Below are 23,408 nucleotides of genomic sequence, written 5' to 3' on the forward strand. Positions count from 1 at the left end.
CATGAGCGGAGACGGTCAGGGAAAACGCCACTGGTTCGACGACGAGGCCGGACCGGTGGTCCGTCCGTATGCCATGACGCGCGGCCGCACCACGAGTGCGGCGCAGCACCGCCTCGACCTGATCGCGGTGGTCGTCGCCCAGACGCACTCGGACGACCCCGACGCGGACCGGACCCTGTCCCCGGAGCACGTGGACATCGTCGAGCTGTGCCGCGACACCCCCCAGTCGGTCGCCGAACTCGCCGCCGAGCTCGACCTCCCCATCGGAGTGGTACGCGTCCTCATCGGGGACCTCGTGGACGAGGAAATGGTCCATGTGACACGGCCGGTACCCCCGGCGGAGCTGCCGGACGAGAGTATTCTGCGCGACGTGATCAGCGGCCTCCGAGCGCTCTGAACAGCGCGGAAGCGGGGAACAGACGTGACAGGCTGGCAGTTCTGGGTCGACCGAGGCGGCACCTTCACCGACATCGTCGCGCGGCGCCCGGACGGCCGCCTGCTCACCCACAAGCTGCTCTCCGACAACCCGGCCCGGTACGCCGACGCGGCGGTCGCCGGCGTACGCGAACTGCTCGGCGAGGGCGGTGAGATCGACGCCGTCCGCATGGGAACCACGGTCGCCACCAACGCCCTGCTGGAGCGCACCGGCGAGCGCACCCTCCTCGTCGTCACCCGCGGATTCCGCGACGCGCTGCGCATCGCCTACCAGAACCGCCCCCGGATCTTCGCCCGCGCGATCGAGCTGCCCGAGCTGTTGTACGAACGCGTGGTCGAGGTCGACGAGCGGATCGCCGCCGACGGCACCGTCCTGCGCGCCCCCGACCTGGACGCGCTCGCCGGGCCCCTGCAGGAGGCGTACGACACCGGAATCCGCGCCGTGGCCGTCGTCTGTATGCACAGCCACCTCCACCCCGCCCATGAACAGGCCGTCGGCGAGCTGGCCGCCCGCACCGGCTTCCCGCAGATCTCGCTCTCCAGCGAGGTCAGCCCGCTGATGAAGCTCGTCCCGCGCGGCGACACCGCCGTCGTCGACGCCTATCTGTCGCCCGTCCTGCGCCGCTACGTCCAGCACGTGGCCGATGAACTCCTGGGCGTGCGGCTGATGTTCATGCAGTCCAACGGCGGGCTCACCGAGGCCGGCCAGTTCCGCGGCAAGGACGCCATCCTCTCCGGGCCGGCGGGCGGCATCGTCGGCATGGCCCGCATGTCGCAACTGGCGGGCTTCGACCGCGTCATCGGCTTCGACATGGGCGGCACGTCGACGGACGTCTCGCACTTCGCGGGCGAGTACGAGCGGGTCTTCACCACGCAGATCGCCGGCGTACGGCTGCGGGCGCCCATGCTGGACATCCACACCGTCGCGGCCGGCGGCGGCTCCGTGCTCCACTTCGACGGCTCCCGCTACCGCGTGGGCCCCGACTCGGCGGGCGCGGACCCGGGACCCGCCTGCTACCGGGGCGGCGGCCCGCTCACCGTCACCGACGCCAACGTGGCACTCGGCCGCATCCAACCCGCGCACTTCCCCAAGGTGTTCGGCCCCGCTGGAGACCAACCCCTGGACGAGCCCCTGGTCCGCGACCGGTTCGCCGCGCTCGCCCGCGACATCCGGGAGAGGACCGGCGACGACCGCACCCCTGAGCAGGTCGCCGAGGGGTATCTGCAGATCGCCGTGGCCAACATCGCCAACGCGGTGAAGCGGATCTCCGTCCAGAAGGGGCACGACGTCACCCGGTACGCGCTGACGACCTTCGGCGGCGCGGGCGGCCAGCACGCGTGCATGGTTGCCGACTCGCTCGGCATCCGCACCGTCCTCGTACCGCCCATGGCCGGCGTCCTGTCCGCCCTCGGTATCGGTCTCGCCGACACGACGGCCATGCGCGAGCAGTCCGTCGAGGTGCCCCTGGAGGCGTCCGCGATGCCCGGCGTCCTGAAGACCGCCGACGACCTGGAGGGCGCCGCCCGCGCCGAGCTCCTCGCCGAGGACGTGCCCGAGGACCGCATCCGGGTCGCCCGCCGCGCCCAGCTCCGCTATGACGGCACGGACACGGCGCTCACCGTCGAACTCACCGAGCCCGACACCATGACCGACGCCTTCGAAGAACGTCATCGCGCCACCTACTCCTTCACACTCGACCGCCCGATCGTCGTAGAAGCCCTCTCGGTGGAAGCCACCGGTCTCACCGAACCCCCCGATCTCTCCGCCCTCGCCGCCGACGCCACCGCCACCGCCCGTACCCGCCCTCCCGCCGCGCTGACGGTCAGCCTCCATACAGGCGGCGCCCGGCGCGACGTACCCCTGCACCGCCGCGAGGAGCTGCCCCCCGGTGAAACGGTCACCGGCCCCGCGATCATCACCGAGGCAGGTGCGACGACCGTCGTCGACGACGGATGGCAGGCCGCCACGACCGACGACGGGCATCTGGTCATGGAACGCGCGGCGGTCACGGAGAGTTCCGATCTCGGCACAGAAGCGGACCCGGTTCTCCTGGAGGTCTTCAACAACCTCTTCATGTCGATCGCCGAACAGATGGGCGCCCGGCTGGAGTCCACCGCCCAGTCGGTCAACATCAAGGAGCGCCTCGACTTCTCCTGCGCACTGTTCGACCCGGAGGGAAACCTGGTGGCCAACGCGCCGCACATCCCCGTCCACCTGGGCTCGATGGGCACCAGCGTCAAGGAGGTCATCCGGCGGCGCGGACCGCGGATGCGGCCCGGGGACACCTACGCGGTCAACGATCCGTACCACGGCGGCACGCACCTGCCCGACGTCACCGTCATCACCCCCGTCTTCGACACGGCGAGCACGGAGGGTGACCACAGGCTCCTCTTCTACGTGGCCTCCCGCGGCCACCACGCCGAGATCGGCGGCATCGCGCCCGGTTCCATGCCCGCCAACAGCCGCACGATCGAGGAGGAGGGCATCCTCTTCGACAACTGGCTGCTCGCCGAGGACGGCCGGTTCCGCGAGGTGGAGACCCTGCGTCTGCTCACCGACGCGCCCTACCCCTCCCGCAACCCGAGGACCAACCTCGCCGACCTGCGCGCGCAGATCGCCGCCAACCAGAAGGGCGTGGACGAGGTCGCCCGCATGATCGAGGACTTCGGACTCGATGTCGTGCAGGCGTACATGAAGCACGTCCAGGACAACGCCGAGGAATCCGTCCGGCGTGTCATCGACACCCTTGAAGACGGCGAGTTCGCCTACGAGACCGACTCCGGGGCCGTCATCCGGGTCCGTGTCTCGGTGAACCGCGAAAGCCGCTCCGCGACGGTCGACTTCACCGGCACGTCCCCGCAGCTCACCACCAACTTCAACGCGCCCTTCGCCGTGGTCAACGCCGCCGTCCTGTACGTCTTCCGCACTCTGGTCGCCGACGACATCCCCCTTAACGACGGCTGCCTGCGCCCCTTGGACATCGTTGTGCCGCCCGGCTCGATGCTCGCGCCCGAACCTCCGGCCGCCGTCGTCGCGGGCAACGTCGAGACCTCGCAGGCGATCACCGGCGCCCTGTACGGAGCCCTGCGCGTGCAGGCCGAAGGTTCCGGCACCATGAACAACGTCACCTTCGGCAACGAGCGGTACCAGTACTACGAGACCGTGGCCTCCGGGTCCGGCGCGGGCGATGGCTTCCGAGGCGCGTCCGTGGTGCAGACCCACATGACCAACTCGCGCCTCACCGACCCCGAGGTCCTGGAGTGGCGGCTGCCGGTCCTGCTCGACGAGTTCGCGGTGCGCCCCGGCAGCGGCGGCACGGGCCGGTGGCGAGGTGGAGACGGAGCCGTGCGCCGCATCCGGTTCCGCGAACCCATGACCGTCTCCACGCTCTCCCAGCACCGCCGCGTCCCGCCCTACGGCATGGCCGGCGGCGCCCCCGGAGCGCTCGGGGCCAACCGGGTGGAGCGCGCGGACGGTACGGTCTTCGAGCTCGCCGGAAGCGACGCGGCGGATGTCGGCCCCGACGACGTGCTGGTCATCGAAACCCCCGGCGGCGGAGGCTACGGCCCACCGCCGCACGACCCCCATCAAGCAGGAGAAGAAAGCGATGATCTTCGGGCGTACTGAGCGCGGCAAGCCCCCGGTCGAGCCCGTCACCCTCAAGATCCTGGTGGCCGGCGGATTCGGCGTGGGCAAGACGACCCTTGTCGGCGCGGTCAGCGAGATCAAGCCGCTGCGCACCGAGGAGCTGCTCACCGAGGCCGGCCGCCCGATCGACGACACCAGCGGCGTGGAGGGCAAGAGCACCACCACTGTCGCCATGGACTTCGGCCGCATCACGCTCCGCGAGGACCTGGTCCTCTACCTCTTCGGGACACCGGGGCAGGACCGCTTCTGGTTCCTGTGGGACGAGCTGGCCACCGGCGCCCTGGGCGCGGTCGTGCTCGCCGACACCCGCCGCCTGGAGGACTGCTTCGCGGCCGTCGACTACTTCGAGCGGCGCTCCATACCGTTCGTCGTCGGCGTCAACTGCTTCGAGGGCGCCTCCCGTTACCCCGCCGACGACGTCCGCCAGGCACTCGACCTCGACCCCGAGGTGCCCGTCGTCCTGACCGACGCGCGCGACCGCGAGCCGGTCAAGGAGGTCCTCATCCGCGTCGTCCAGCACGCGATGGCGTACGCCGCGGCCCGCCGGGAGACCGTCGCGACCTGACGCCGGGTACCGCCGCGGGCGCACGTACGGCCCGTACCCCCGCCGACCGGGGTACGGGCCGCAGTCGTGCACGCGCGCGTGGTTCACGCGGGACGCACGCGCGCGTGGAGCCCGGTTCTCAGCCCACTCCGTCCTCGTGCCAGCCGAAGCTCTTCTCCACCGCCTTGCGCCAGTTGTGGTACTCGCGATCGCGTTCGGACGCCTCCATTGCCGGCGTCCACTCGACGTCCTTCTGCCAGTGCGACTTCAGCTCGTCGAGGTCGTTCCACACTCCGGTCGCGAGTCCGGCCGCGTACGCGGCGCCCAGACACGTCGTCTCGGAGACCTTGGGCCGCACCACCGGCACGCCGAGCACATCCGCCTGATGCTGCATCAGCAGATTGTTCTTGGTCATGCCGCCGTCGACCTTGAGGATCGTGATGTTGACCCCCGAGTCCTGGTACATGGCGTCCACGACCTCGCGGGTCTGCCAGCTCGTCGCCTCCAGGACCGCGCGGGCCAGGTGTGCCTTGGTGACGTACCGGGTGAGCCCGGTGATGACGCCCCGCGCGTCGGAGCGCCAGTAGGGGGCGAACAGACCGGAGAACGCGGGCACGATGTACGCGCCGCCGTTGTCCTCGACGCCGGCCGCCAGGGTTTCGATCTCGTCGGCGGAACGGATGATGCCGAGCTGGTCACGGAACCACTGCACCAGTGCCCCGGTGATCGCGATCGATCCCTCCAGGCAGTAGACCGGCGCCTCGGTGCCGATCTTGTACCCCATCGTCGTGAGCAGGCCGTTCTTCGAGGGAACGGGCCGGTTACCGGTGTTCAGCAGCAGGAAACTGCCCGTGCCGTACGTGTTCTTGGCGGTGCCCACGTCGTAGCAGGCCTGCCCGAACACCGCGGCCTGCTGGTCGCCGAGCGCCGACGCGACGGGCACGCCCGCGAGTTGGCCCACGGCGGTGCCGTACACCTCGGCGGAGGACCTGATCTCGGGCAGGACCGCCTCGGGGACGTTCATCGCGGAGAGGATGGACGGGTCCCACTGAAGCGTTTCGAGGTTCATCAGCATGGTGCGGCCGGCGTTGGTGACGTCGGTGACGTGCTGTCCCCCGTCCGTGCCACCGGTCAGGTTCCAGATCAGCCAGGAGTCGATGGTCCCGAAGGCGATCTCGCCGCGCTCGGCGCGGGTGCGCAGGCCCGGCACGTTGTCGAGCAGCCAGGCCGCCTTCGGTCCGGAGAAGTAGCTGGCCAGCGGCAGTCCGGTCTGCTCGCGGAAGCGATCCTGCCCGTCCGTTCCGCCCAGTTCGTTGCAGAGCGCGGACGTCCGGGTGTCCTGCCAGACGATCGCATTGTGCACGGGCTTGCCCGTGGCGCGGTCCCAGAGAACCGTCGTCTCGCGCTGGTTGGTGATGCCGAGCGCACTGAGCTCGTCGGCCCGCAGCCCGGCCTTGGCGATCGCTCCCGCGACCACCGCCTGCACCTTCGACCAGATCTCGGTGGCATCGTGCTCCACCCAGCCCGGCTTCGGGAAGATCTGGCGGTGCTCGCGCTGGTCGACGGCGACGATCGCGCCGTTGCGGTCGAAGATGATGCAACGGCTGGAGGTGGTGCCCTGATCGATTGCGGCAACGTACTTCTGGGCGTTGTCCGGCATGACGTCCCCTTCGTCAGAAGGCTGCGTTGTGGATCACGGCTCCGATGGCGCCGCCCGTGATCGGGCCGGCCACCGGGGTCCAGGAGTAACCCCGCTCCGAGGTGCCCTTGTCGGTGATCGGCAGCAGCAGGACGGGCAGGCCTGCGCCGCCGGTGCCGTCAACGCGCTTGCCCAGCGTCTCGGTGGGGTTGCCTCTGGTGAGTTCGATCCGGCCCGGGCAGAGCAACCGGCTCAGCGCCGCTCCGGTCATGGCTTCGGCGAAGTGCCTGTCCGCCCCGGCAAGCACCCCGAAACCCCGTGCGAGGGCGATGACCGCCCGGCCGACGCCCTGCGCCGTGGACTTGCCGGGGGTGAGAGCGGCGCACCCGCCCGCGCCGAGCGGGATCGGAAACGCCGCGCCGGTCAACTCGCCGACAGAGATGTCTCCGTTGCTCATGGCGGCTCCTAGGCCTCGCCCGGAGTGGACCGTTCCGGGCCGGCGTGCAGGGTGCGTTTCCCAGGGCTACTTCAGCCGGAGGCAGGGAGATCCCGCCCCCCGCCCGGCGTCCGTGACGAGCGTGCCGTCGCACCGGAATCGCCTGTGGGGGATGGTCCTTGATGCAGGCGGGAACCCGAGCGGCGCAGTGCCTGGAGACGCCCGAATGCGGCGATGCCGACTGACACCCGGAAGTGTTCACCGGCGCCCAGAGGGCGTCAAGGTCGCGGACCGCAATGGTTGGGGCGCGGACGCGCCACGAGGCCCGGGACTTCCGGCGGACCGTGCCTTCTTCGCGGGTGCGGGCCCACAGCGGGGTCGTAAGCCGCCGTGGACGGCTGCGGTATGCGCTTGCGGTTGTCGCGTCGAGACGGAAGGCCTGCCCCGCCGGCCCGTCAGGCCCGGTGCCGCACGTTCGTTGCTCGCGGCATAGGTGACATCCATGGCGTTGTCGCCGCGGACCGGCGGCTGGCGCACGCAGGACAATCGGGCATGGTCGGCGCGGCAGGGGGCCGGCTCCGTCAAGCCCGCACTCTCCCGGAACGCCTGTGCCTCGAACTCCTGATCTCGCCCGGGCGGCCACTACTGCTGCCAGTCGGCCTGCGGTCAACTGTCCTGCCTGCCAAGTCGGCTGTCGACTGATCAGCCCCTGCTCGGCTCACCCGCCCCGCAGCCGGCCTGCGTCGGCGCCGTCGCTTGCGCCGCTCCCGAACCGCGCCGGATCTCATGCCCGGGAAAGCCCGCACGGCCCAGCACCCAACTCGCCCCGCTGAGCGCCTTGGCGGCCTGCTTGAGCGGCGCCAGGCAGGCGGCGGCCTGCCGGTGGTCGAGAACGCTGCCCGGCGCACACAGAACGGTCGCCAGCGACAGCGTGACGGCCCGTCCGCCCGCCGACCACGGCGCGTCGAGCACCGCGGCGGCCAACGGGTCGAGTGTGTCGGGGTCCGCGAGGACGAGGAAGTCGTCGCCGCCGATGTGGCCCACCCGCGTCGCGCCGGAGGCCGCGTGCTGCAGCGCCCGGCCCACCGCCCGGATCAGCTCGTCGCCCGCCGCGAACCCCGCACCGTCGTTGACCCGCTTGAAGTGGTCGATGTCCAGCCAGGTCAGCGCGAACATCCGGCCGTCCGCGATCCTGCGGTCCACCTCGCCGGTGATCGCGTCGGAACCGGGCAGCCGGGTCAGCGGGTTGAGGGATGCCGCCTCCTCGACGCGGCTCTCGGCCAGCGCCCGTACAAGATCCGCCAGCCGTACGACACCCACGCACCGTCCGTGGTGGTCGACGACCGCGACGTCGTCGGACGTACGGTCCCGGTCCCCGACCGCCACCACGTCGAGGACCTCCCACGCGGTGGCGTCGACGCCGACCGTGCGCGGCGCGTCGCCCAGCTTGGCGGCCGGCCGGTCGGCGTACAGCGCATGCCCGTAGCGCCCCGACATCGACAGCAGGAACCGGGAGCGGTGCACCGACCGCACCGGCGCCCCGGTGGCGTCCACGAGCAGCACCCCGGACACGTCGGGAGAGCCCGTGAGCAGCGCCCGCACCTGTCCGGCGGACGCGGTGGCGGGCAGCAGCGCCGCCGGTCGTACGAACTGCCGTACTGGCGGCCCCGAGCGCGGTGTCGTGAGGACGGCGGGGGAGAGCGCCGGAACGTATACGTCCGCCGCGGGCAGCCGGGAAGGCGGCGCGAAAAGCTCGCCCTGCGCCCACTGCGCGCCCGCCGCGATCGCGGCCGCGCACTGCCGCTCCGTCTCGACCCCCTCCACCGACAGCAGCGCGCCCAACTGCTCGCACAGGGTCCGCATCGCCCGGATCGCCGCGGGCCGTGCCAGCAGGGAGACGTCGAGCTTCATCAGGTCCGGCGCGAGGTCGGTGAGCAACCGCAGGGGTGCGTCACCGTCGCCCACTCCGTCCGCGCAGATCCGGAAGCCCTCGGCGCGCAGCGCCGCGACCGCCTCCAGCAGGGCGAGCTGGGGCACGTGCGTGTACGGCGGACCGATGTCGATCGTCACCTCCCAGGGCCGCCGCCCGGCCTCGCGCACCGCGTCGCGCAGGGCGGCGAGCCCACCGAGATCGGCGAGGGTCCCCGCGAACACGTTGACGTGCAGCGGCAGCAGCGTCTCCTTCTGAGCTGCCGCCCGGATCGCCGACGCGGCGAGACGGCCGTCGAGTTCCGGGTCGCGCCGGGCCTGCGCCAGGACGTCACCGGTCTCCGGGCGTGCGAGTATCTCCAGCGCCGCGACTCCTCCGGTCGTCAGGTTGACGATCGGCTGGAAGGCGAAGCGAAGAGCGTTCGTCCAGGAGGGCACGGGAGCATGATGGCGCCGCAGGCGCACCCCCGGGCGCGATTCATGAGCTGTTCACGCACGATTCCCGACCCGTCACACTGGGTGGGCACACCTGTCCGAACGCCGGGTGTTCGTCCGGCGGGGGAGCACCGTAGGACTTCGCGATCGCCGCACAGCGTCGAGGGCCGGGGCGCGACCCCTGCGCTACCGCACGGCGACGACCGACGACCCGTGCCCGAACAGGCCCTGGTTCGCGGTGATCCCCACCCGCGCCCCGGCGACCTGCCGTTCACCCGCGACGCCCCGCAACTGCCAGGTCAGCTCGCACACCTGGGCGATTGCCTGCGCCGGAACCGCCTCTCCGAAGGAGGCGAGCCCGCCGCTGACGTTCACCGGTATGCGCCCGCCGAGCGTCGTGGCGCCCTCGCGCAGCAGCTTTGCGCCGTCGCCCTCCGCGCACAGGCCCAGGTCCTCGTACCACTGCAACTCCAGGGCCGTGGACAGGTCGTACACCTCGGCGAGGGAGAGGTCCTCGGGGCCGATGCCCGCCTCTTCGTAGGCCGCCCGTGCGATCGACGCGCGGAAGGTCTCGGCCGACGGTTCCACGGCGGCCGCCGAGTCCGTCGCGATGTCGGGGAGATCGAGCACGGTGCTGGGATAGCGCGGCGTCACCGTGGAGACGGCCCTTATCCGTACGGGATCCGCGGCCCCGTGGCGTCGCGCGAACTCCATGCTGGACAGCACCAGCGCCGCGCCGCCGTCGGAGGTGGCGCAGATGTCGAGCAGCCGCAGCGGATCGGCCACGACCGCGGAATCGGCGACCTCCTGCGCGGTGACCTTCTTGCGGTAGCGCGCGTTCGGATTGAGCGCCCCCTGCGCCGCGTTCTTCACCTTGACCTGCGCGAAGTCCTCCGGTGTGTCTCCGTGCACGGCCATCCGCCGCCGCGCGTACAACCCGAAGTACGTCGGATTCGTGGCCCCCAGCAACCGGAACCGCAGCCAGTCGGGGTCGTCCGCCCGCTCCCCGCCCGCCGGGCGGAAGAACCCCTTGGGTGCCGCATCAGCACCGACCACGAGCACCACGTCCGCGAACTCCGCGAGGATGTGCGCACGCGCGGTGTTGATGGCCTGCGCCCCGGAAGCGCACGCCGCGTACACGCTGGCGACGCGCGCCCCCTGCCAGCCGAGCGCCTTCGCGAAGGTCGCCCCCGCCACGTATCCGGGATAGCCGCCGCGCACCGTGTCCGCGCCCACGATCGAGCCGACGTCCCGCCAGTCGACCCCCGCGTCGGCCAATGCGGCGCGCGCTGCCACCACCCCGTACTCGATGAAACTCCGCCCCCACTTGCCCCATGGGTGCATGCCCGCGCCGAGCACCGCCACCTCGCCTGTCATGCCGTCACCCCCGTAGGCCGCCAGTGCCATGTCGTCCAGGTCGTCTCCGCGTCCTCGCTGAGCACACCGGGGACGACCTCCACCTCCATGCCCACCGTCAGGTCGGCGACGGTGACCCCGGGAACCGTCTGACCGAGCACCACGATGCGCTCGGATTCCAGCTCCACTGCGATCAACGCATAGGGTTCCCACGAGAGTTCCGGATCGGACACGTACGGTGACGGAGGCCGGTAGCGGCTGTCCGTGTACGACCAGACGCGGCCCCGCCGGGACAGCGGCACCTCCTCCAGCTCGCCGCCTGGACAGCCGGGGTTGCGGCAGAAGGCGTCCTCGCGAGGGAAGAAGACCGAGGCGCACGCCGAACATCGTGTACCGAGGAGATGGAAGCCCTCCCCGTCCCCGGCGAACCATCCTGCGACCACGGGTGTGCGTGCAGGCGACAAGACCCCTCCATGACACTGGATCTGACGGAACGTCAGAAGTGTGCCACGGGCAACCGTAATCCGGCAGGCCGTCACGGAGAACCATGCGGGCCCTTCCGGCGTCGGAGTATCGGAAGGGACGGCCGGGGCCCACGGGGGTGGTTCCGGCCGCCCCTCGTCCTCCAACAGGGCGGGGCTGCATGCGATCGCTTCCCACGAGGAGCCCGCGCCTGATAGATGCAGGGGGCATGACACGACTCTCCACCGCCGTACGGGGACTGGTGACCACGCTCGCCGCCCTGCTGGCCGTGACCGCCGCCTCCGCCACCGCGCAGGCGAAGCCCGAACCGAAGGCCCCCAAGGACTTCGTGGCCCTGAGATCCGTGGACCCGACGATCATCCAGGAGATGCGCTACTTCACCACCCACAACTTCGTGGGCGAGCACATCGACGGCTACCGGCAGCCCATCTGCATCCTGACCCGGACCGCCGCCGAAGCACTCCACAAGGCGCAGACGCGACTCCTGCGTCAGGGCTACACCCTCAAGGTGTACGACTGCTACCGCCCCCAGCGCGCCGTCGACCACTTCGTCCGCTGGGCCGAGGACCTCGACGACCAGGCGATGAAGGCCGAGTTCTATCCCCAGGTCGACAAGACCCGCCTCTTCGAGGACGGATACATCGCCGAGAAGTCCGGACACAGCCGCGGTTCGACGATGGACCTCACCATCGTCCGGCTGCCCGCTGTGCCGACCCGGCCCTACGTCCCCGGGGAAACCCTCGTGCCCTGCTATGCGCCCAAGGACGAGCGCTTCCCGGACAACTCCGTCGACATGGGCACCGGCTTCGACTGCTTCGACACCCTCGCCCACACGCTGGATCCGCGTGTTCAAGGCAGCCGGCGCGCCAACCGGTTGCTTCTGAAGAGCACCCTGGAAGGAACCGGTTTCGTCAACCTCCCCGAGGAATGGTGGCACTTCACGTACAAGCCCGAGCCCTACCCGGACACCTACTTCGACTTCCCCGTCTCCAAGAAGTCCCTCACTTCCTGCCGTTGAGCCTCCGCGGGCCCGCACCGGTGCACGGTACGGGCCCGCCGAGGGCGCCCTTGCAGTGATCGGCTACAGTCCGCGGCGTGTCCGCAACCCAGCACCCGCCCGCCGACTTCGCGCCGGATTCCCACTGTTCCAGCTGCGGAGCGCGCTACGGAGAGAACGTCTCCGGCTGGCCCCGCACCTGTGCCGCCTGCGGCACCGTGGCCTACCGCAACCCCCTGCCCGTCGCCGTGGCCCTGCAGCCCGCGTACGACAGCACCGGCACCTCCCTGGTGGTCATCACCCGGACCATCGCTCCCGCGCGCGGAGGCATCGCTCTGCCCGGGGGGTTCATCGACCACCGGGAGGACTGGCGGCATGCCGTCGTCCGGGAACTCAAAGAGGAGACGGGCATCGACGCGGCGAGCCACGAGGTACGTCTCGCCGACGCGATGAGTTCCCCCGCCGGGCACCTGCTGCTCTTCGGGCTCCTCCCGGAGCGCCCTGCCGCCGACCTTCCGCCGTCCGCGGCCACGGACGAGACGGAGGGCTGGCACCTGCTGCGCAGACCGGCCGAACTGGCCTTTCCGCTGCACACCCTGGCGGCCCGCGCGTGGTTCGAGGGGCGGTACTGAGCGGGCCGCCACCGGCCCGCCCGACGACCGGTCACCGCGTCCCGAGACCGCGAACCCGCACCGGATAGGACGGCTCGACCGAACCGTCGTCCCCCTCCCGCCGCACGACCACCCGTTGCCCCTCCCAGTACGCCACATAGCGCTCGATCTCGGGCTCGTCCCAGCCGTCGCCCCCGTCGGGTACGACGAGCCCGCCCCCAATACGCCCGCGCGCGGGCGCCCACACCTCCAACTCCAGACCGCCGTCGTCACCCCGCACAGGCACCACCGACCCCGCACGGGCCAGCACCGCAATCCGCCCCAAGGGCGCCTCGACGAGCACCTGAGCAGGCCCTTCGTACGCCTCCTCGGTCACCGTGTCGTACCAGCGCCCGCGCGGCAGCTGCACCGCACGCCGGTCCGCCCCGGGGTCGAGCACCGGCGCCACCAGCAGACAGTCGCCGAGCAGGAACGCGTCCTCGCAGTCGCGCAGCGTCCGGTCCTCGGGTGCGCCCCACCACAGAGGACGCACGTACGGCGACCCGGTACGCCGCGCCAGATGCGCCAGGGTCAGGAAGTACGGCAGCAGACGGCGCCGTTCGACGAGCGCCACGCGCGCGTGCTCCAGGACGGCGTCACCGAACTCCCAGGGCTCCCTGCGTCCGGCTCGCAGGCTCGCGTGGGTTCGGAACAGCGGGAGGTACGCGCCGAGCTGGAACCACCGCAGATACAGCTCCGGTGACGGACTGCCGTCGAAGCCGCCCACGTCGGGCCCCGAATACGGCACCCCGCACAGCCCGAGGCCCAGCACCAGCGACAGCGATGCCCGCAGACCCGGCCATCCCGTGGCCACATCCCCGGACCAGGTGCCGCCGTAGCGCTGCATGCCGGCCCACCCGGAGCGCGAGAAGAGGAACGGCCGCTCCTGGGGTGCCAGTTCGCTCAGCCCTTCGTATCCGGCCCGGGCCATGCACAGCGCGTACACGTTGTGTGCTTCACGATGGTCCCCGCCGCGCCCCTCCAGGGAGTGCCGTGCCGAGCGCGGCAGCGTGTTCTCCCCGAAGGCCGTGAACGACGTCGGCTCGTTCATGTCGTGCCAGAACCCGGAGAACCCCTGCGCCAGCCGCTCCTCGTAGAGCCCGCCCCACCACCGCCGCACGCGCGCGTGCGTGAAATCCGGGTACACCGACTCCCCGGGCCACACGACACCACGGACGAGCCGGCCCGCGGAGTCCCACACGAACGCGTCCTCGACGAGACCGCTGTCGTACACGGCGTTGCCCGGCTCGGCCTTGACCGCCGGGTCGACGATCGACACCAGCCGTATGCCGTCGCGGCGCAGCTCCTCGGCGAGTACGGACAGCTTCGGGAAGCGCTCCCGGTCGACCGTGAACACCTGGTGGGCGTCGTAGTGGTCGATGTCCAGATGGATCGCGTCGAGCGGAAGCCCGCGCTCCTGGTACCCCGCGACGATCCGCCGCACCTCCTCCTCGCTGCCGAACCCCCACCGCGCGTGGTGGTGCCCCAGCGCCCATGCCGGGGGCAGCGCGGGCGCCCCGGTGAGCGAGGCCCAGGCATGCAGCACGCGCGCGGGGGTGCCCACGATCACCCAGCAGCGCAGCGGGCCGCCGTCCATCCGCAGCTCGCTCGTCCCGGCCCGGTCGTGCCCGGAACCGGCGCCCTCCTCACCTTCGCGCAGCTGGACCGTGCCGTCCCACGAGGTGTCGTGGAAGACCAGATGCGTGGCCGCGTCGGAGACCACCATCTGCACGGGCATGGTGATGTACAGGGGATCGTCGCCGGGCGCGAAGGTGTGCCGCGGATCCGTGTTCCACAGCCGATGGCTTCCGTTGCGCAGCCGGGGGCCGGCCGCACGCCCGCCCAGGCCGAAGAACCGGGCATCGGCGGCCACCTCCGAGCGCTGCAGCCAGCGCGCCGCGCCGCCGTCGACCGGCTCCCACCAGCGGGGCGGCAGATCGCGGCGCAGGACCACGCCACCGGGGGTCTGCACCTCGATCGCCCCGTGCCGCGAGACGACGACCGTCGCCCGCTCGGACACGACCCGCCACCCGCCGTCCTTGTCGGGCTCAAGGACCGCTCGCGGGTCCGGCTCGGGACAGCGGCCCGCAAGGGCGTACGACGGCTCGGGATCCGCCCCGTCCCAGCCCCAGAACACGGCTCCGTTGACCGTGACGACGATCCGCAGCTCGGAGCGCGTGAACCGTACGACACCCCCGCCGGGCTCCGGCTTCACATCCTGCACCGGCCCGGGCACCCGAGCGCGCTCTGCCCCCCGCCGCGGCAGCCCGCTGGCATCGGCACGCCTCCTGCGCCACGCCGCCCGCACGGTCCGCAGCCTCTGGGCCGCCCCCACCGAACCAACCACCTTCACCGAACGCACCAGGTCACGACCGTTCATGCTGCTCACCCTGCCATTGACGGCGCCGAATGGGTGAGTCGTTCAACTCCCGTTCACCCGTGGTGGCAGCACATCTTCACGTCGCCGACTATGTGCGGCGCGCCCTGGTGTAGAAGTCGATCACATGGCATCGTCCGTGTCAGCCGCGTGACGCGCACACCCCTGCTCGTGCGCGACCTACGCACACGACGCGCACAGTCCGGGAGCCGCCCCATGTCCACCGCGAACCCCTCGCCGCTCTGGCAGCCAGACGGGGACCGTATCGCCCAGGCACAGATCACGAAGTTCCAGGCCTGGGCGGCCGAGCACCACGGAGCCCCGTCCGACGGCGGCTACGCGGCGCTGCACCGCTGGTCGGTCGACGAACTGGAGACCTTCTGGAAGGCCGTCGCCGACTGGTTCGACGTACGGTTTTCGACCCCCTACGCGCGCGTACTCGGTGACCGTTCCATGCCGGGCGCCGAGTGGTTCCCCGGCGCGACCCTCAACTACGCCGAGCACGCCCTGCGCGCGGCCGGCACCCGTGGCGACGCGCCCGCCCTCCTGTATGTCGACGAGACCCACGAGCCGATCCCGGTGAGCTGGTCCGAACTGCGCCGCCAGGTCGGATCCCTCGCCGCCGAACTGCGAGTCCTCGGCGTACGCCCCGGAGACCGGATCAGCGGGTACCTTCCCAACATCCCGCAGGCTGTCGTCGCCCTGCTGGCCACAGCCGCCGTGGGAGGCGTCTGGACGTCCTGCGCCCCCGACTTCGGCGCCCGCAGCGTGCTGGACCGCTTCCAGCAGGTCGAACCCGTCGTGCTGTTCACCGTCGACGGCTACCGCTACGGCGGCAAGGAGCACGACCGCCGCGACACCGTCGCCGAACTGCGCCGCGAACTGCCGACACTGCGTGCCGTCGTCCACATCCCGCTGCTCGGCACAGACGCCCCTGAAGGGGCCCTGGAATGGTCCGCTCTCACGGCCGCGGTCGTGGAGCCCGTCTTCGAAGAGGTGCCTTTCGACCACCCCCTGTGGGTGCTCTACTCCTCCGGCACGACCGGCCTGCCCAAGGCCATCGTCCAGTCGCAGGGCGGCATCCTCGTCGAGCACCTCAAACAGCTCGGCCTGCACTGCGACCTCGGACCGGAGGACCGCTTCTTCTGGTACACGTCCACGGGCTGGATGATGTGGAACTTCCTTGTCTCCGGGCTGCTGACGGGCACCACGATCGTCCTCTACGACGGCAGCCCCGGCTACCCGGACACGGCCGCCCAGTGGCGCATCGCCGAACGCACCGGCGCGACCCTCTACGGCACTTCCGCCGCGTACGTCATGGCCTGTCGCAAGGCAGGCGTCCACCCGGCCCGTGACTTCGACCTCTCCCTTGTGCAGTGTGTCGCCACCACCGGCTCGCCGCTGCCGCCCGACGGCTTCCGCTGGCTGCACGACGAGTTCGCCGAGAGCGGGGCCGACCTGTGGATCGCCTCCGTCAGCGGAGGCACCGACGTGTGCTCCTGCTTCGCAGGAGCCGTCCCCACGCTCCCCGTCCACATCGGCGAACTCCAGGCCCCTGGGCTGGGCACCGACCTGCAGTCGTGGGACCCCAGCGGCAAACCGCTCACCGACGAGGTCGGTGAGCTCGTGGTCACCAACCCGATGCCGTCCATGCCCATCCGCTTCTGGAACGACCCCGACGGCAGCCGCTATCACGACAGCTACTTCGACACCTATCCCGGCGTGTGGCGCCACGGCGACTGGATCACCGTCACCTCACGTGGCTCCGTCGTCATCCACGGCCGCTCCGACTCCACGCTCAACCGTCAGGGCGTGCGCATGGGATCGGCCGACATCTACGAAGCCGTGGAGCGGCTTCCGGAGATCAAGGAGTCGCTCGTCATCGGCGTCGAACAGCCGGACGGCGGCTACTGGATGCCGCTGTTCGTCCACCTCGCCCCAGGAGCCGTCCTGGACGAGGCCCTGCTGACCCGCATCAAGCAGACCATCCGCGAACAGCTCTCGCCGCGCCACGTCCCCGACGAGGTCATCGAGGTGCCCGGAGTCCCGCACACCCTCACCGGCAAGCGCATCGAGGTCCCGGTCAAGCGACTCCTTCAGGGCTCGGCCCTGGAGAAGGCGGTCAACCTCGGCTCCGTGGACGACGTCGAACTGCTGCGCTTCTACGAAGAGCTGGCCCGCAAGCGCGCCTGATCAACCCCCGTAGGTGGCCTCGGACTCGCCGAGCACGGCAGCGAAGTCCGAGGCCAGCCGCGCCGCGTCGGCGGGCTCGAGTTCGGCGACCGTGAGGCGTACACCGGGTGCGGAGGCGAGCCGGAAGCGCGAGCCGGCGGCGACCCACCATCCGTAGGACCGCAGCCCGTTCACGACATCGGACTCGTCCCGCACGGGCACCCACACGTTCATCCCGCTCACCGCGTGGGCCCCGATACCCCGCGCGCCGAGCTCCCGGACCAGAGCACCCCGCCGCGTCCGGTACGCCTCCTCGGCCCGTGCGACCAACGCGCGCGTGCCCTCATCCTTCAACAGGCCGTACACGGTCTCCTGCAGCAGATGGCTGACCCATCCCGAGGTCAGCAGCAACCGGCCGTCGTGCCGGGCGAGCGTCGTCGGATCACAGGCCGCCGCGGCCCACCGCAGGTCGGTGCCCAGGAACTTGCTCACGGTCCGCACATGCACCCACCGCGCCAGACCGCCCCCGGTCAGCGTGTGGAGAGGCGCGCCCGCGACAGCGGACGCGTGGTCGTTCTCCACGACCAGCACATCGGGTTCCCGCTCAAGGACTGCCACCAACGCGTCCCGGCGCGCGCTCGAGAAGCACCCGCCGTACGGATTCTGCGCCCGGGGACTGCACACCACCGCCCGTACACCGTCGCCGAGCGCGTCGCGCAACGCCTCGGGACGCATTCCCTGGTCGTCCACGGCGACGGGGACCGTGCGCAGGCCCATCGCCGTCACGAGATCCAGCAGATGGTGATAGCCGGGGTCCTCCACGGCGACGGCGTCTCCCGGACGCAACTCCACGGACAGCAGTCGTCCGACCAGATCCAGGGCGCCGTGCGCGAAGGTCACGTGCTCCGTGGGTACTCCGTCCGGCCCGAGCCAGTTCCGCACCGCGTCCTCCAGCCGCTCAAGGCGAGGCGTGCCGCGGTGCGATCGCGCCCCGGGGGAGAGACGGGAGGGCGGCACGAGCCCGGGGAGCCGCTCGGGATCCGGATGCCCGCCGGCCAGGTCGCGCAGCCCTGCGGGCACCTTGGGAGGCCGGCGTGACGCCACAGCAGGGGCCGCGGACACAACTGTCCCCCCGCGCCCGCGCGTCACCACGATCCCGCGCCGCCGCAGCTCCTGGTAGGCCGTCGCGACCGTCCCCGGGCTCACCCCGAGCTCGTCGGCCAGCCGCCGAACCGGAGGCAGCGCCTCCCCTGGGTCCAACGAGCCCTCGGCCACCCCTCGTTCGACCGAGGAGGCAATTCCCTTGGCCGTCGTACCCGTGATCGCATATTGTGTTGCCACGTTACCAAGTATGTATCAATACATAAATGGAAGCAAGGGGGAGCAGTGAGTCCGATACGCCGCGCAGCCGCATGGTGGACCCGCATGCCAGGAGGCCCCGACGGCCGAAGAATGCTCTGGATCGCCCTGGTCGACCGAATCGGCAGCGGCCTGTGGGCCACCGTCTCCGTCCTCTACTTCACGTACGTCACCGGTCTCTCCGTCGCCCAGATCGGCACTCTCGCCGCCGTCTCCGGGGCCATCGGCATCGCCGGAGCGCCGCTCGGCGGCCGCATCGCGGACCGGCTGCCCCTCACCCACGTCCTCATCGCCCTTCAACTGCTGCGGGCCCTGGCCTCCCTTGCCCTGCTCACCACCGACAACTACACCCTGCTGCTGGCCGTCTCGGCCGTCGGCAGCCTCGGCGACCGCGCGGCCAACGTCCTCACCAAGCTGTACGCCGCCCGCGTCTCCGGACAGGACCGCGTCCGCTACCAGGCCGTCAACCGGACCCTCGCCAACGCCGGCTGGGCCCTGGGCGGCCTCGCCGCCGCGGCGGCTCTCGCCCTCGACACCAGAGCCGCATACCAGTGGCTCCTCGTCGGAGACGCCCTCTCCTTCGTCGCCGTCGCCCTCCTCACCTCACGCTGCGGCGAACCGCCCTCCCCCTCCCGCACGGTCGCCTCGTCGAAGGACACCGCCCCCGCCCCGCAGACGACCGGGCCCTGGCGCGACCGCACCTACCTGGCGTACGTCGCCACGGAGACCGTCCTCTTCCTCGACGACGCCGTCTTCAAGGTCGGCCTCCCGCTGTGGATCGCCCACTCGACGAACGCGCCGCACGGCCTCGCCCCGCTGCTCATGGTCCTCAACAACGTGATGGTGGTGGCCCTCCAGGTCCCGCTGGCCAGATTGGGCGCCACCACTGCCGCGGCACGCGCCCTGCTGCTCCCCCTCTCCGCCGCCTTCGCGCTGGGCGGCATCACCATGGCTCTCTCCGCCATGGGCGGGCCCCTCAACGCAACCCTCTTCCTGACCGCCTCGGCAGCCGCTTTCACCGCTGCCGAGATGCTTCACGCCACCGTGTCCTGGGAGCTCTCTCTCGCCCTGGCACCCGACGCGGCGCAGGGCGCCTACCTCGGAGCCCACGGTCTGGCACAGTCCGCCCAGCGCAGCATCGGACCACTGGCCGTCACCGCGGCCATCGCCACCGGCCCCGTCGGCTGGACCGTCTTCGGCGCGACCATCGCTCTGACCTGCATCATTCAACACCGACTGGTTCGGGATGCCCTCGTCCGACCGCCGTTGTCAGTGGCGCCAGTTACTGTGAGTGAGCATTGATCGACTGCGCACAGGGGGAAGAATGGCGCACACCCAGCACCAGACCATGCGACGTGTCCTGCGCCGGGAAATCGCCGGCACCATCGGCCTGCTGACCGACGAACAGGACTTCACAGCGATGCGGCGCTACCGCACCTTCACCTTCGACGACCACACTGCCTATCTCAAACAGGTGGAGGCTCTGCTCAGGACGCTCGCCGCGCAGGGCGGCCACACCGCCGTGGCCCTCTTCGACCCCGAGGAGTACGCGGAGTTCTGCGCCGACAAGGGCCTCGAACCCGACGCCGTGGCCAGCCGCACCCGCTTCACCGCGGAACTGGCGGCCACAGGCCCGACCCTCCTGTACGAGGGACAACCCCTCGCCGAACTGGTCCCGGGTCTGGTCGACGAGGCCATCCGCCAGGCGACCTGGCAGTACGCGACGACGATCCTGGCCCGCATCGGCGACTGCGCGTCCTGCGGAGAGGACGTCGGACGTGCAGCCTTCGCCCGCGCCTCCCATCTGCTCACCCGAATCCTCGCCACCGCCGGCCGGGGAGCCTGCCACCTCGTCTGCAGTGTCGCGGCATCACCCGAAACCCTCGTCGCCGTGCTCCGCACCACTGACCAATCCGAGGGCGTCGCCCGCCTCGACGAGACAGAAGCCCTCGAATTCACCACCGTCCTGGCCCTCGGCATCGCCACCGGAAGCGCCGGGGGACTCGTCATGCGCGTCACCGAGCAGGACACGTCCGACCGTGTCTACGGATGGCGCCTGCGCAACGACGGCCTGGAGGCCCTCACCGCCGGAGAAGTGTTCGACGCCTACTGCACCGACATCGATTCCGGCGACCTCGTCTCCCCGGAATCCGGAGTCGACTACTGCTTCCCACCCGACCTCGGAGAGCAGGGACAGGGGACAGGGCACATCCACTGACAACGAAAAGGGGCGCCCCACCCGCAGGTGGAGCGCCCCACGACGCCCGTACGCCGACCGGATCAGGCTGATCGGCTCGACTGGGCGACCTGTTCCAGCTAGTTGCGCATTGCTACTCGCCGGACAGCACCGCCTGAGCTGCGGTGCGTGCTTCCTCAGCCGTGTCCGCGGCACGCGCGGCCGCGGCGGCACGCTCGCACTGCGCCAGCGTGTACTTGGCGAGAGTCGACCGGACGTAAGGGATCGACGCGGCGCCCATCGACAGGGAGGTGACACCCAGACCGGTCAGCACACATGCGAGCAGCGGGTCCGACGCGGCCTCGCCGCAGACTCCACAGCTCTTGCCCTCGGCCTTCGCCGCCTCCGCGGACAGCGCCACCAGGTCGAGCAACGCAGGCTGCCAGGGGTCCTGCAGACGGGACACCGCGCCCACCTGCCGGTCGGCGGCGAAGGTGTACTGCGCCAGGTCATTGGTCCCCAGCGACAGGAACTCGACCTCCTGCAGAATCGACCGCGCACGCAACGCGGCCGACGGAATCTCCACCATCGCGCCGAACTTCGCCTGCAACCCGGCCTCACGGCACGCATCGGCGAACGCCTTGGCGTCGGTGCGGTCCGCGACCATCGGAGCCATGACTTCCAGGTAGACCGGAAGCCCCTCCGAAGCCTTCGCCAGGGCGGTGAGCTGCGTACGCAGCACCTCGGGGTGGTCGAGCAGCGTCCGCAGACCTCGCACGCCCAGCGCGGGGTTCGGCTCGTCACCCGGCGTCAGGAAGTCGAGCGGCTTGTCCGCACCGGCATCCAGCACACGCACCACGACACGCCCCTCGGGGAATGCCTCGAGGACCTGCCGGTACGCATCGACCTGCTTCTCCTCGGTCGGCGCGTTCTTGCTGTCGTCGAGGAAGAGGAACTCGGTACGGAACAGACCGACACCCTCGGCCCCGGCCTCGACAGCGGCCGGCACGTCCGCAGGACCACCGACGTTGGCGAGCAGCGGCACCTTGTGCCCGTCGGAGGTGGCGCCCGGACCGCTTGATGACGACAGCGCCGCCTTGCGTGCCGCGGCAGCCGCCTCCAGCTGGGCCTTCTTCTCAGCACTCGGTTCCACGAAGATCTCACCGGTGCTGCCGTCCACCGCGATGACCGTGCCCTCGCTGAGTTCACCCGCACCCGGCAGCGCGACCACGGCGGGCACACCGAGCGCCCGCGCCAGGATGGCGCTGTGGCTGGTCGGCCCGCCCTCCTCGGTGACAAAACCGAGTACGAGAGTGGGGTCCAGGAGCGCGGTGTCCGCGGGCGCGAGGTCACGCGCAATAAGGACGTACGGCTCGTCGCTGTCCGGGACGCCCGGCATGGGCACCCCCAGAAGCCGGGCGACGATACGATTCCGCACGTCGTCGAGGTCGGCCACGCGACCGGCGAGGTACTCACCCGCACCGGCGAGCAGAGCACGGTACGAGGCGAACGCGTCGTAGACCGCGCGCTCGGCCGTGCTGCCGACCGCGATCCGCCGCTCCACATCCGCCATCAGCTCGGGGTCCTGGGCCATCATGGCCTGGGCCTCAAGCACGTGCTGGGCTTCGCCCCCCGCCAGATTGCCTCGCGCAATCAGATCGGCCGCCACAGCCTCGACGGCCTTGCGGGCGCGCCCCTGTTCGCGCTCCGCGTCCTCCGCCGGGATCTGCTTGGCGGGCGGCTCAAGCACCGCCGTTCCCATGTGCCGAACCTCGCCGATCGCCACACCGTGGCTCACGCCGACGCCTCGCAGCGTTGTCTCCATCTCACCCGTCTCCGATTTGTGCGGCGGGCCCCGCCACCGCGATGGTTGTGTACTTGCCGTCTAGTACGGGTTTGACGTCAGCGCCAGGTGAAGAGCTGGTCGCCGGACTTCACGTCGCCGTCTTCTCGGAGGTCGACGAGAGAGTCGGCCGTGGCCTCAAGGGCCACGATCGGGCACACAGGGGACTTACCGGCCGCCTCGACGGCAGCCGGGTCCCAGCGGACGACAGCCTGACCGCGGGTCACGGTGTCGCCCTTGTTGACGAGCAGTTCGAAGCCCTCGCCGTTGAGCTGGACGGTGTCGATGCCGAGGTGAGTCAGCACACCGTGGCCGTCTGCGTCGACCACGACGAAGGCGTGCGGATGGAGCGAGACGATGACTCCGTCCACGGGGGCGACAGCCTCAGAGGGCTCACGGACGGGGTCGATGGCCGTTCCGGGACCCACCATCGCTCCGGAGAAGACGGGGTCCGGCACAGCGGCGAGCCCGATGGCGCGTCCTGCAATAGGGGACGTCACGGTGGTCATGGGAAGCCTCCCAGGGGTGGAGATTCATATGGGCCGTCACTGCCTGTACCGGACGGCGCACTGTTGAGCAGGGTATGTCATATGAAGTGCCGGTTCCGCGCGAGAGGTCCCGGTTGGCGGCCGTAGAGCACAGCACAAACGATTTGCGCCCGCTCCAAGCCCCCGTGTACAGTCGTACTCCTGCTTGAGGCTGAGCGGCGTGACCAAGCGCCCTTGCCTGGCAGGACCCAACTTGTCAGATCCTATCTCGGGGTCCGTTTCCGCATGCCTGCGGGACGGTGGTCAGAGAGCCGGAGAAACACTGATAGAGTTTGGGAACACGAAGGGAAGCGCCCGGAGGAAAGCCCCAGAAAATGTTCTGTGGGTGAGTACAAAGGAAGCGTCCGTTCCTTGAGAACTCAACAGCGTGCCAAAAATCA

Annotated in this window: 17 protein-coding genes; 8 read left to right on the forward strand and 9 right to left on the reverse strand. The window is 70.7% G+C overall.

Annotation, left to right across the window (positions count from 1 at the left end; translation table 11 throughout):
- The first annotated feature begins 1 nt into the window (after position 1).
- Genes ACN6LB_RS14125 through ACN6LB_RS14135 form a run of 3 tightly spaced genes read left to right on the forward strand, consistent with a single transcriptional unit; the run spans position 2 to position 4,649 of the window.
- Positions 2 to 397 (forward strand): DUF742 domain-containing protein, encoded by a 396-nt coding sequence (locus tag ACN6LB_RS14125; RefSeq protein ID WP_356140321.1) that lies wholly within the window; start codon positions 2 to 4, stop codon positions 395 to 397.
- A gap of 24 nt (positions 398 to 421) precedes the next feature.
- Positions 422 to 4,063, forward strand: coding sequence for a hydantoinase B/oxoprolinase family protein (locus tag ACN6LB_RS14130; protein ID WP_445026090.1), 3,642 nt, complete (start codon positions 422 to 424; stop codon positions 4,061 to 4,063).
- Positions 4,044 to 4,649 carry a GTP-binding protein gene (locus ACN6LB_RS14135; protein ID WP_356140319.1) on the forward strand — a complete coding sequence of 202 codons (606 nt, stop codon included), beginning with the start codon at positions 4,044 to 4,046 and terminating at the stop codon, positions 4,647 to 4,649. Before ACN6LB_RS14130 ends, ACN6LB_RS14135 begins: the two co-directional genes overlap by 20 nt.
- 118 nt (positions 4,650 to 4,767) lie before the next feature.
- Here ACN6LB_RS14135 and glpK read toward each other — a convergent pair whose 3' ends face one another.
- The 5 genes from glpK to ACN6LB_RS14160 all read right to left on the reverse strand — a co-directional run bounded on the left by glpK (position 4,768) and on the right by ACN6LB_RS14160 (position 10,866).
- Positions 4,768 to 6,288 (reverse strand): glycerol kinase GlpK, encoded by a 1,521-nt coding sequence (gene glpK, locus ACN6LB_RS14140; protein WP_356140318.1) that lies wholly within the window; start codon positions 6,286 to 6,288, stop codon positions 4,768 to 4,770.
- 13 nt (positions 6,289 to 6,301) lie between these two features.
- Positions 6,302 to 6,724, reverse strand: coding sequence for a hypothetical protein (locus tag ACN6LB_RS14145; RefSeq protein WP_445026091.1), 423 nt, complete (start codon positions 6,722 to 6,724; stop codon positions 6,302 to 6,304).
- A 681-nt stretch (positions 6,725 to 7,405) separates the two neighbouring features.
- A complete protein-coding gene (locus ACN6LB_RS14150) occupies positions 7,406 to 9,070 on the reverse strand; it encodes an EAL domain-containing protein (RefSeq protein ID WP_445026092.1) in 1,665 nt (554 codons plus the stop codon).
- A 183-nt stretch (positions 9,071 to 9,253) separates the two neighbouring features.
- A complete protein-coding gene (locus tag ACN6LB_RS14155) occupies positions 9,254 to 10,444 on the reverse strand; it encodes a lipid-transfer protein (protein ID WP_445026093.1) in 1,191 nt (396 codons plus the stop codon).
- Entirely contained in the window at positions 10,441 to 10,866 is a 426-nt protein-coding gene (locus ACN6LB_RS14160) for a Zn-ribbon domain-containing OB-fold protein (protein ID WP_445026105.1), read from the reverse strand. The genes ACN6LB_RS14155 and ACN6LB_RS14160 overlap by 4 nt, the downstream gene beginning before the upstream one ends.
- A gap of 248 nt (positions 10,867 to 11,114) precedes the next feature.
- On the opposite strand from ACN6LB_RS14160, the gene ACN6LB_RS14165 reads away from it, so the two are divergent.
- Both ACN6LB_RS14165 and ACN6LB_RS14170 read left to right on the forward strand, forming a co-directional pair.
- Positions 11,115 to 11,924 carry a M15 family metallopeptidase gene (locus ACN6LB_RS14165; RefSeq protein WP_445026094.1) on the forward strand — a complete coding sequence of 270 codons (810 nt, stop codon included), beginning with the start codon at positions 11,115 to 11,117 and terminating at the stop codon, positions 11,922 to 11,924.
- Positions 11,925 to 12,001: 77 nt separating this feature from the next.
- The gene (locus ACN6LB_RS14170; protein ID WP_445026095.1) at positions 12,002 to 12,535 is read left to right on the forward strand and encodes an NUDIX domain-containing protein; all 534 of its coding nucleotides are present in this window, start codon (positions 12,002 to 12,004) and stop codon (positions 12,533 to 12,535) included.
- 31 nt (positions 12,536 to 12,566) lie between these two features.
- Here the strand turns inward: ACN6LB_RS14170 and ACN6LB_RS14175 are convergent, their stop codons facing one another.
- Positions 12,567 to 14,933, reverse strand: coding sequence for a glycoside hydrolase family 31 protein (locus ACN6LB_RS14175; RefSeq protein WP_445026096.1), 2,367 nt, complete (start codon positions 14,931 to 14,933; stop codon positions 12,567 to 12,569).
- 213 nt (positions 14,934 to 15,146) lie between these two features.
- Between ACN6LB_RS14175 and ACN6LB_RS14180 the strand changes: the two genes are divergently transcribed.
- On the forward strand, positions 15,147 to 17,123 hold the full coding sequence (locus ACN6LB_RS14180) for an acetoacetate--CoA ligase (RefSeq protein ID WP_445026097.1): 1,977 nt from the start codon (positions 15,147 to 15,149) through the stop codon (positions 17,121 to 17,123).
- Here ACN6LB_RS14180 and ACN6LB_RS14185 read toward each other — a convergent pair whose 3' ends face one another.
- Positions 17,124 to 18,443 carry an aminotransferase class I/II-fold pyridoxal phosphate-dependent enzyme gene (locus tag ACN6LB_RS14185; RefSeq protein WP_445026098.1) on the reverse strand — a complete coding sequence of 440 codons (1,320 nt, stop codon included), beginning with the start codon at positions 18,441 to 18,443 and terminating at the stop codon, positions 17,124 to 17,126. It lies immediately after the preceding gene.
- Positions 18,444 to 18,527: 84 nt separating this feature from the next.
- Between ACN6LB_RS14185 and ACN6LB_RS14190 the strand changes: the two genes are divergently transcribed.
- Complete coding sequence (locus ACN6LB_RS14190; protein WP_445026099.1) at positions 18,528 to 19,763, forward strand: MFS transporter; 1,236 nt, start codon at positions 18,528 to 18,530, stop codon at positions 19,761 to 19,763.
- Positions 19,764 to 19,785: 22 nt separating this feature from the next.
- Complete coding sequence (locus ACN6LB_RS14195) at positions 19,786 to 20,679, forward strand: hypothetical protein (RefSeq protein ID WP_445026100.1); 894 nt, start codon at positions 19,786 to 19,788, stop codon at positions 20,677 to 20,679.
- 112 nt (positions 20,680 to 20,791) lie between these two features.
- Here ACN6LB_RS14195 and ptsP read toward each other — a convergent pair whose 3' ends face one another.
- Positions 20,792 to 22,462: a phosphoenolpyruvate--protein phosphotransferase gene (ptsP, locus tag ACN6LB_RS14200; protein ID WP_445026101.1), complete on the reverse strand. Its 1,671-nt coding sequence runs from the start codon at positions 22,460 to 22,462 to the stop codon at positions 20,792 to 20,794.
- 77 nt (positions 22,463 to 22,539) lie between these two features.
- Entirely contained in the window at positions 22,540 to 22,989 is a 450-nt protein-coding gene (locus ACN6LB_RS14205; RefSeq protein ID WP_356140306.1) for a PTS sugar transporter subunit IIA, read from the reverse strand.
- Positions 22,990 to 23,408 lie beyond the last annotated feature (419 nt).

Source organism: Streptomyces sp. SAS_270 (assembly GCF_052543295.1).

What these genes read in the sequence shown, in the direction of transcription:
- ACN6LB_RS14125 (WP_356140321.1), top strand. Translation starts at nt 2, where the DNA reads ATGAGCGGAGACGGTCAGGGAAAACGCCACTGGTTCGACGACGAGGCC.
- ACN6LB_RS14135 (WP_356140319.1), top strand. Translation starts at nt 4,044, where the DNA reads ATGATCTTCGGGCGTACTGAGCGCGGCAAGCCCCCGGTCGAGCCCGTC.
- glpK (WP_356140318.1), bottom strand. Translation starts at nt 6,288, where the DNA reads ATGCCGGACAACGCCCAGAAGTACGTTGCCGCAATCGATCAGGGCACC.
- ACN6LB_RS14145 (WP_445026091.1), bottom strand. Translation starts at nt 6,724, where the DNA reads ATGAGCAACGGAGACATCTCTGTCGGCGAGTTGACCGGCGCGGCGTTT.
- ACN6LB_RS14155 (WP_445026093.1), bottom strand. Translation starts at nt 10,444, where the DNA reads ATGACAGGCGAGGTGGCGGTGCTCGGCGCGGGCATGCACCCATGGGGC.
- ACN6LB_RS14165 (WP_445026094.1), top strand. Translation starts at nt 11,115, where the DNA reads ATGACACGACTCTCCACCGCCGTACGGGGACTGGTGACCACGCTCGCC.
- ACN6LB_RS14175 (WP_445026096.1), bottom strand. Translation starts at nt 14,933, where the DNA reads ATGAACGGTCGTGACCTGGTGCGTTCGGTGAAGGTGGTTGGTTCGGTG.
- ACN6LB_RS14180 (WP_445026097.1), top strand. Translation starts at nt 15,147, where the DNA reads ATGTCCACCGCGAACCCCTCGCCGCTCTGGCAGCCAGACGGGGACCGT.
- ACN6LB_RS14190 (WP_445026099.1), top strand. Translation starts at nt 18,528, where the DNA reads ATGCCAGGAGGCCCCGACGGCCGAAGAATGCTCTGGATCGCCCTGGTC.
- ACN6LB_RS14195 (WP_445026100.1), top strand. Translation starts at nt 19,786, where the DNA reads ATGGCGCACACCCAGCACCAGACCATGCGACGTGTCCTGCGCCGGGAA.
- ptsP (WP_445026101.1), bottom strand. Translation starts at nt 22,462, where the DNA reads ATGGAGACAACGCTGCGAGGCGTCGGCGTGAGCCACGGTGTGGCGATC.
- ACN6LB_RS14205 (WP_356140306.1), bottom strand. Translation starts at nt 22,989, where the DNA reads ATGACCACCGTGACGTCCCCTATTGCAGGACGCGCCATCGGGCTCGCC.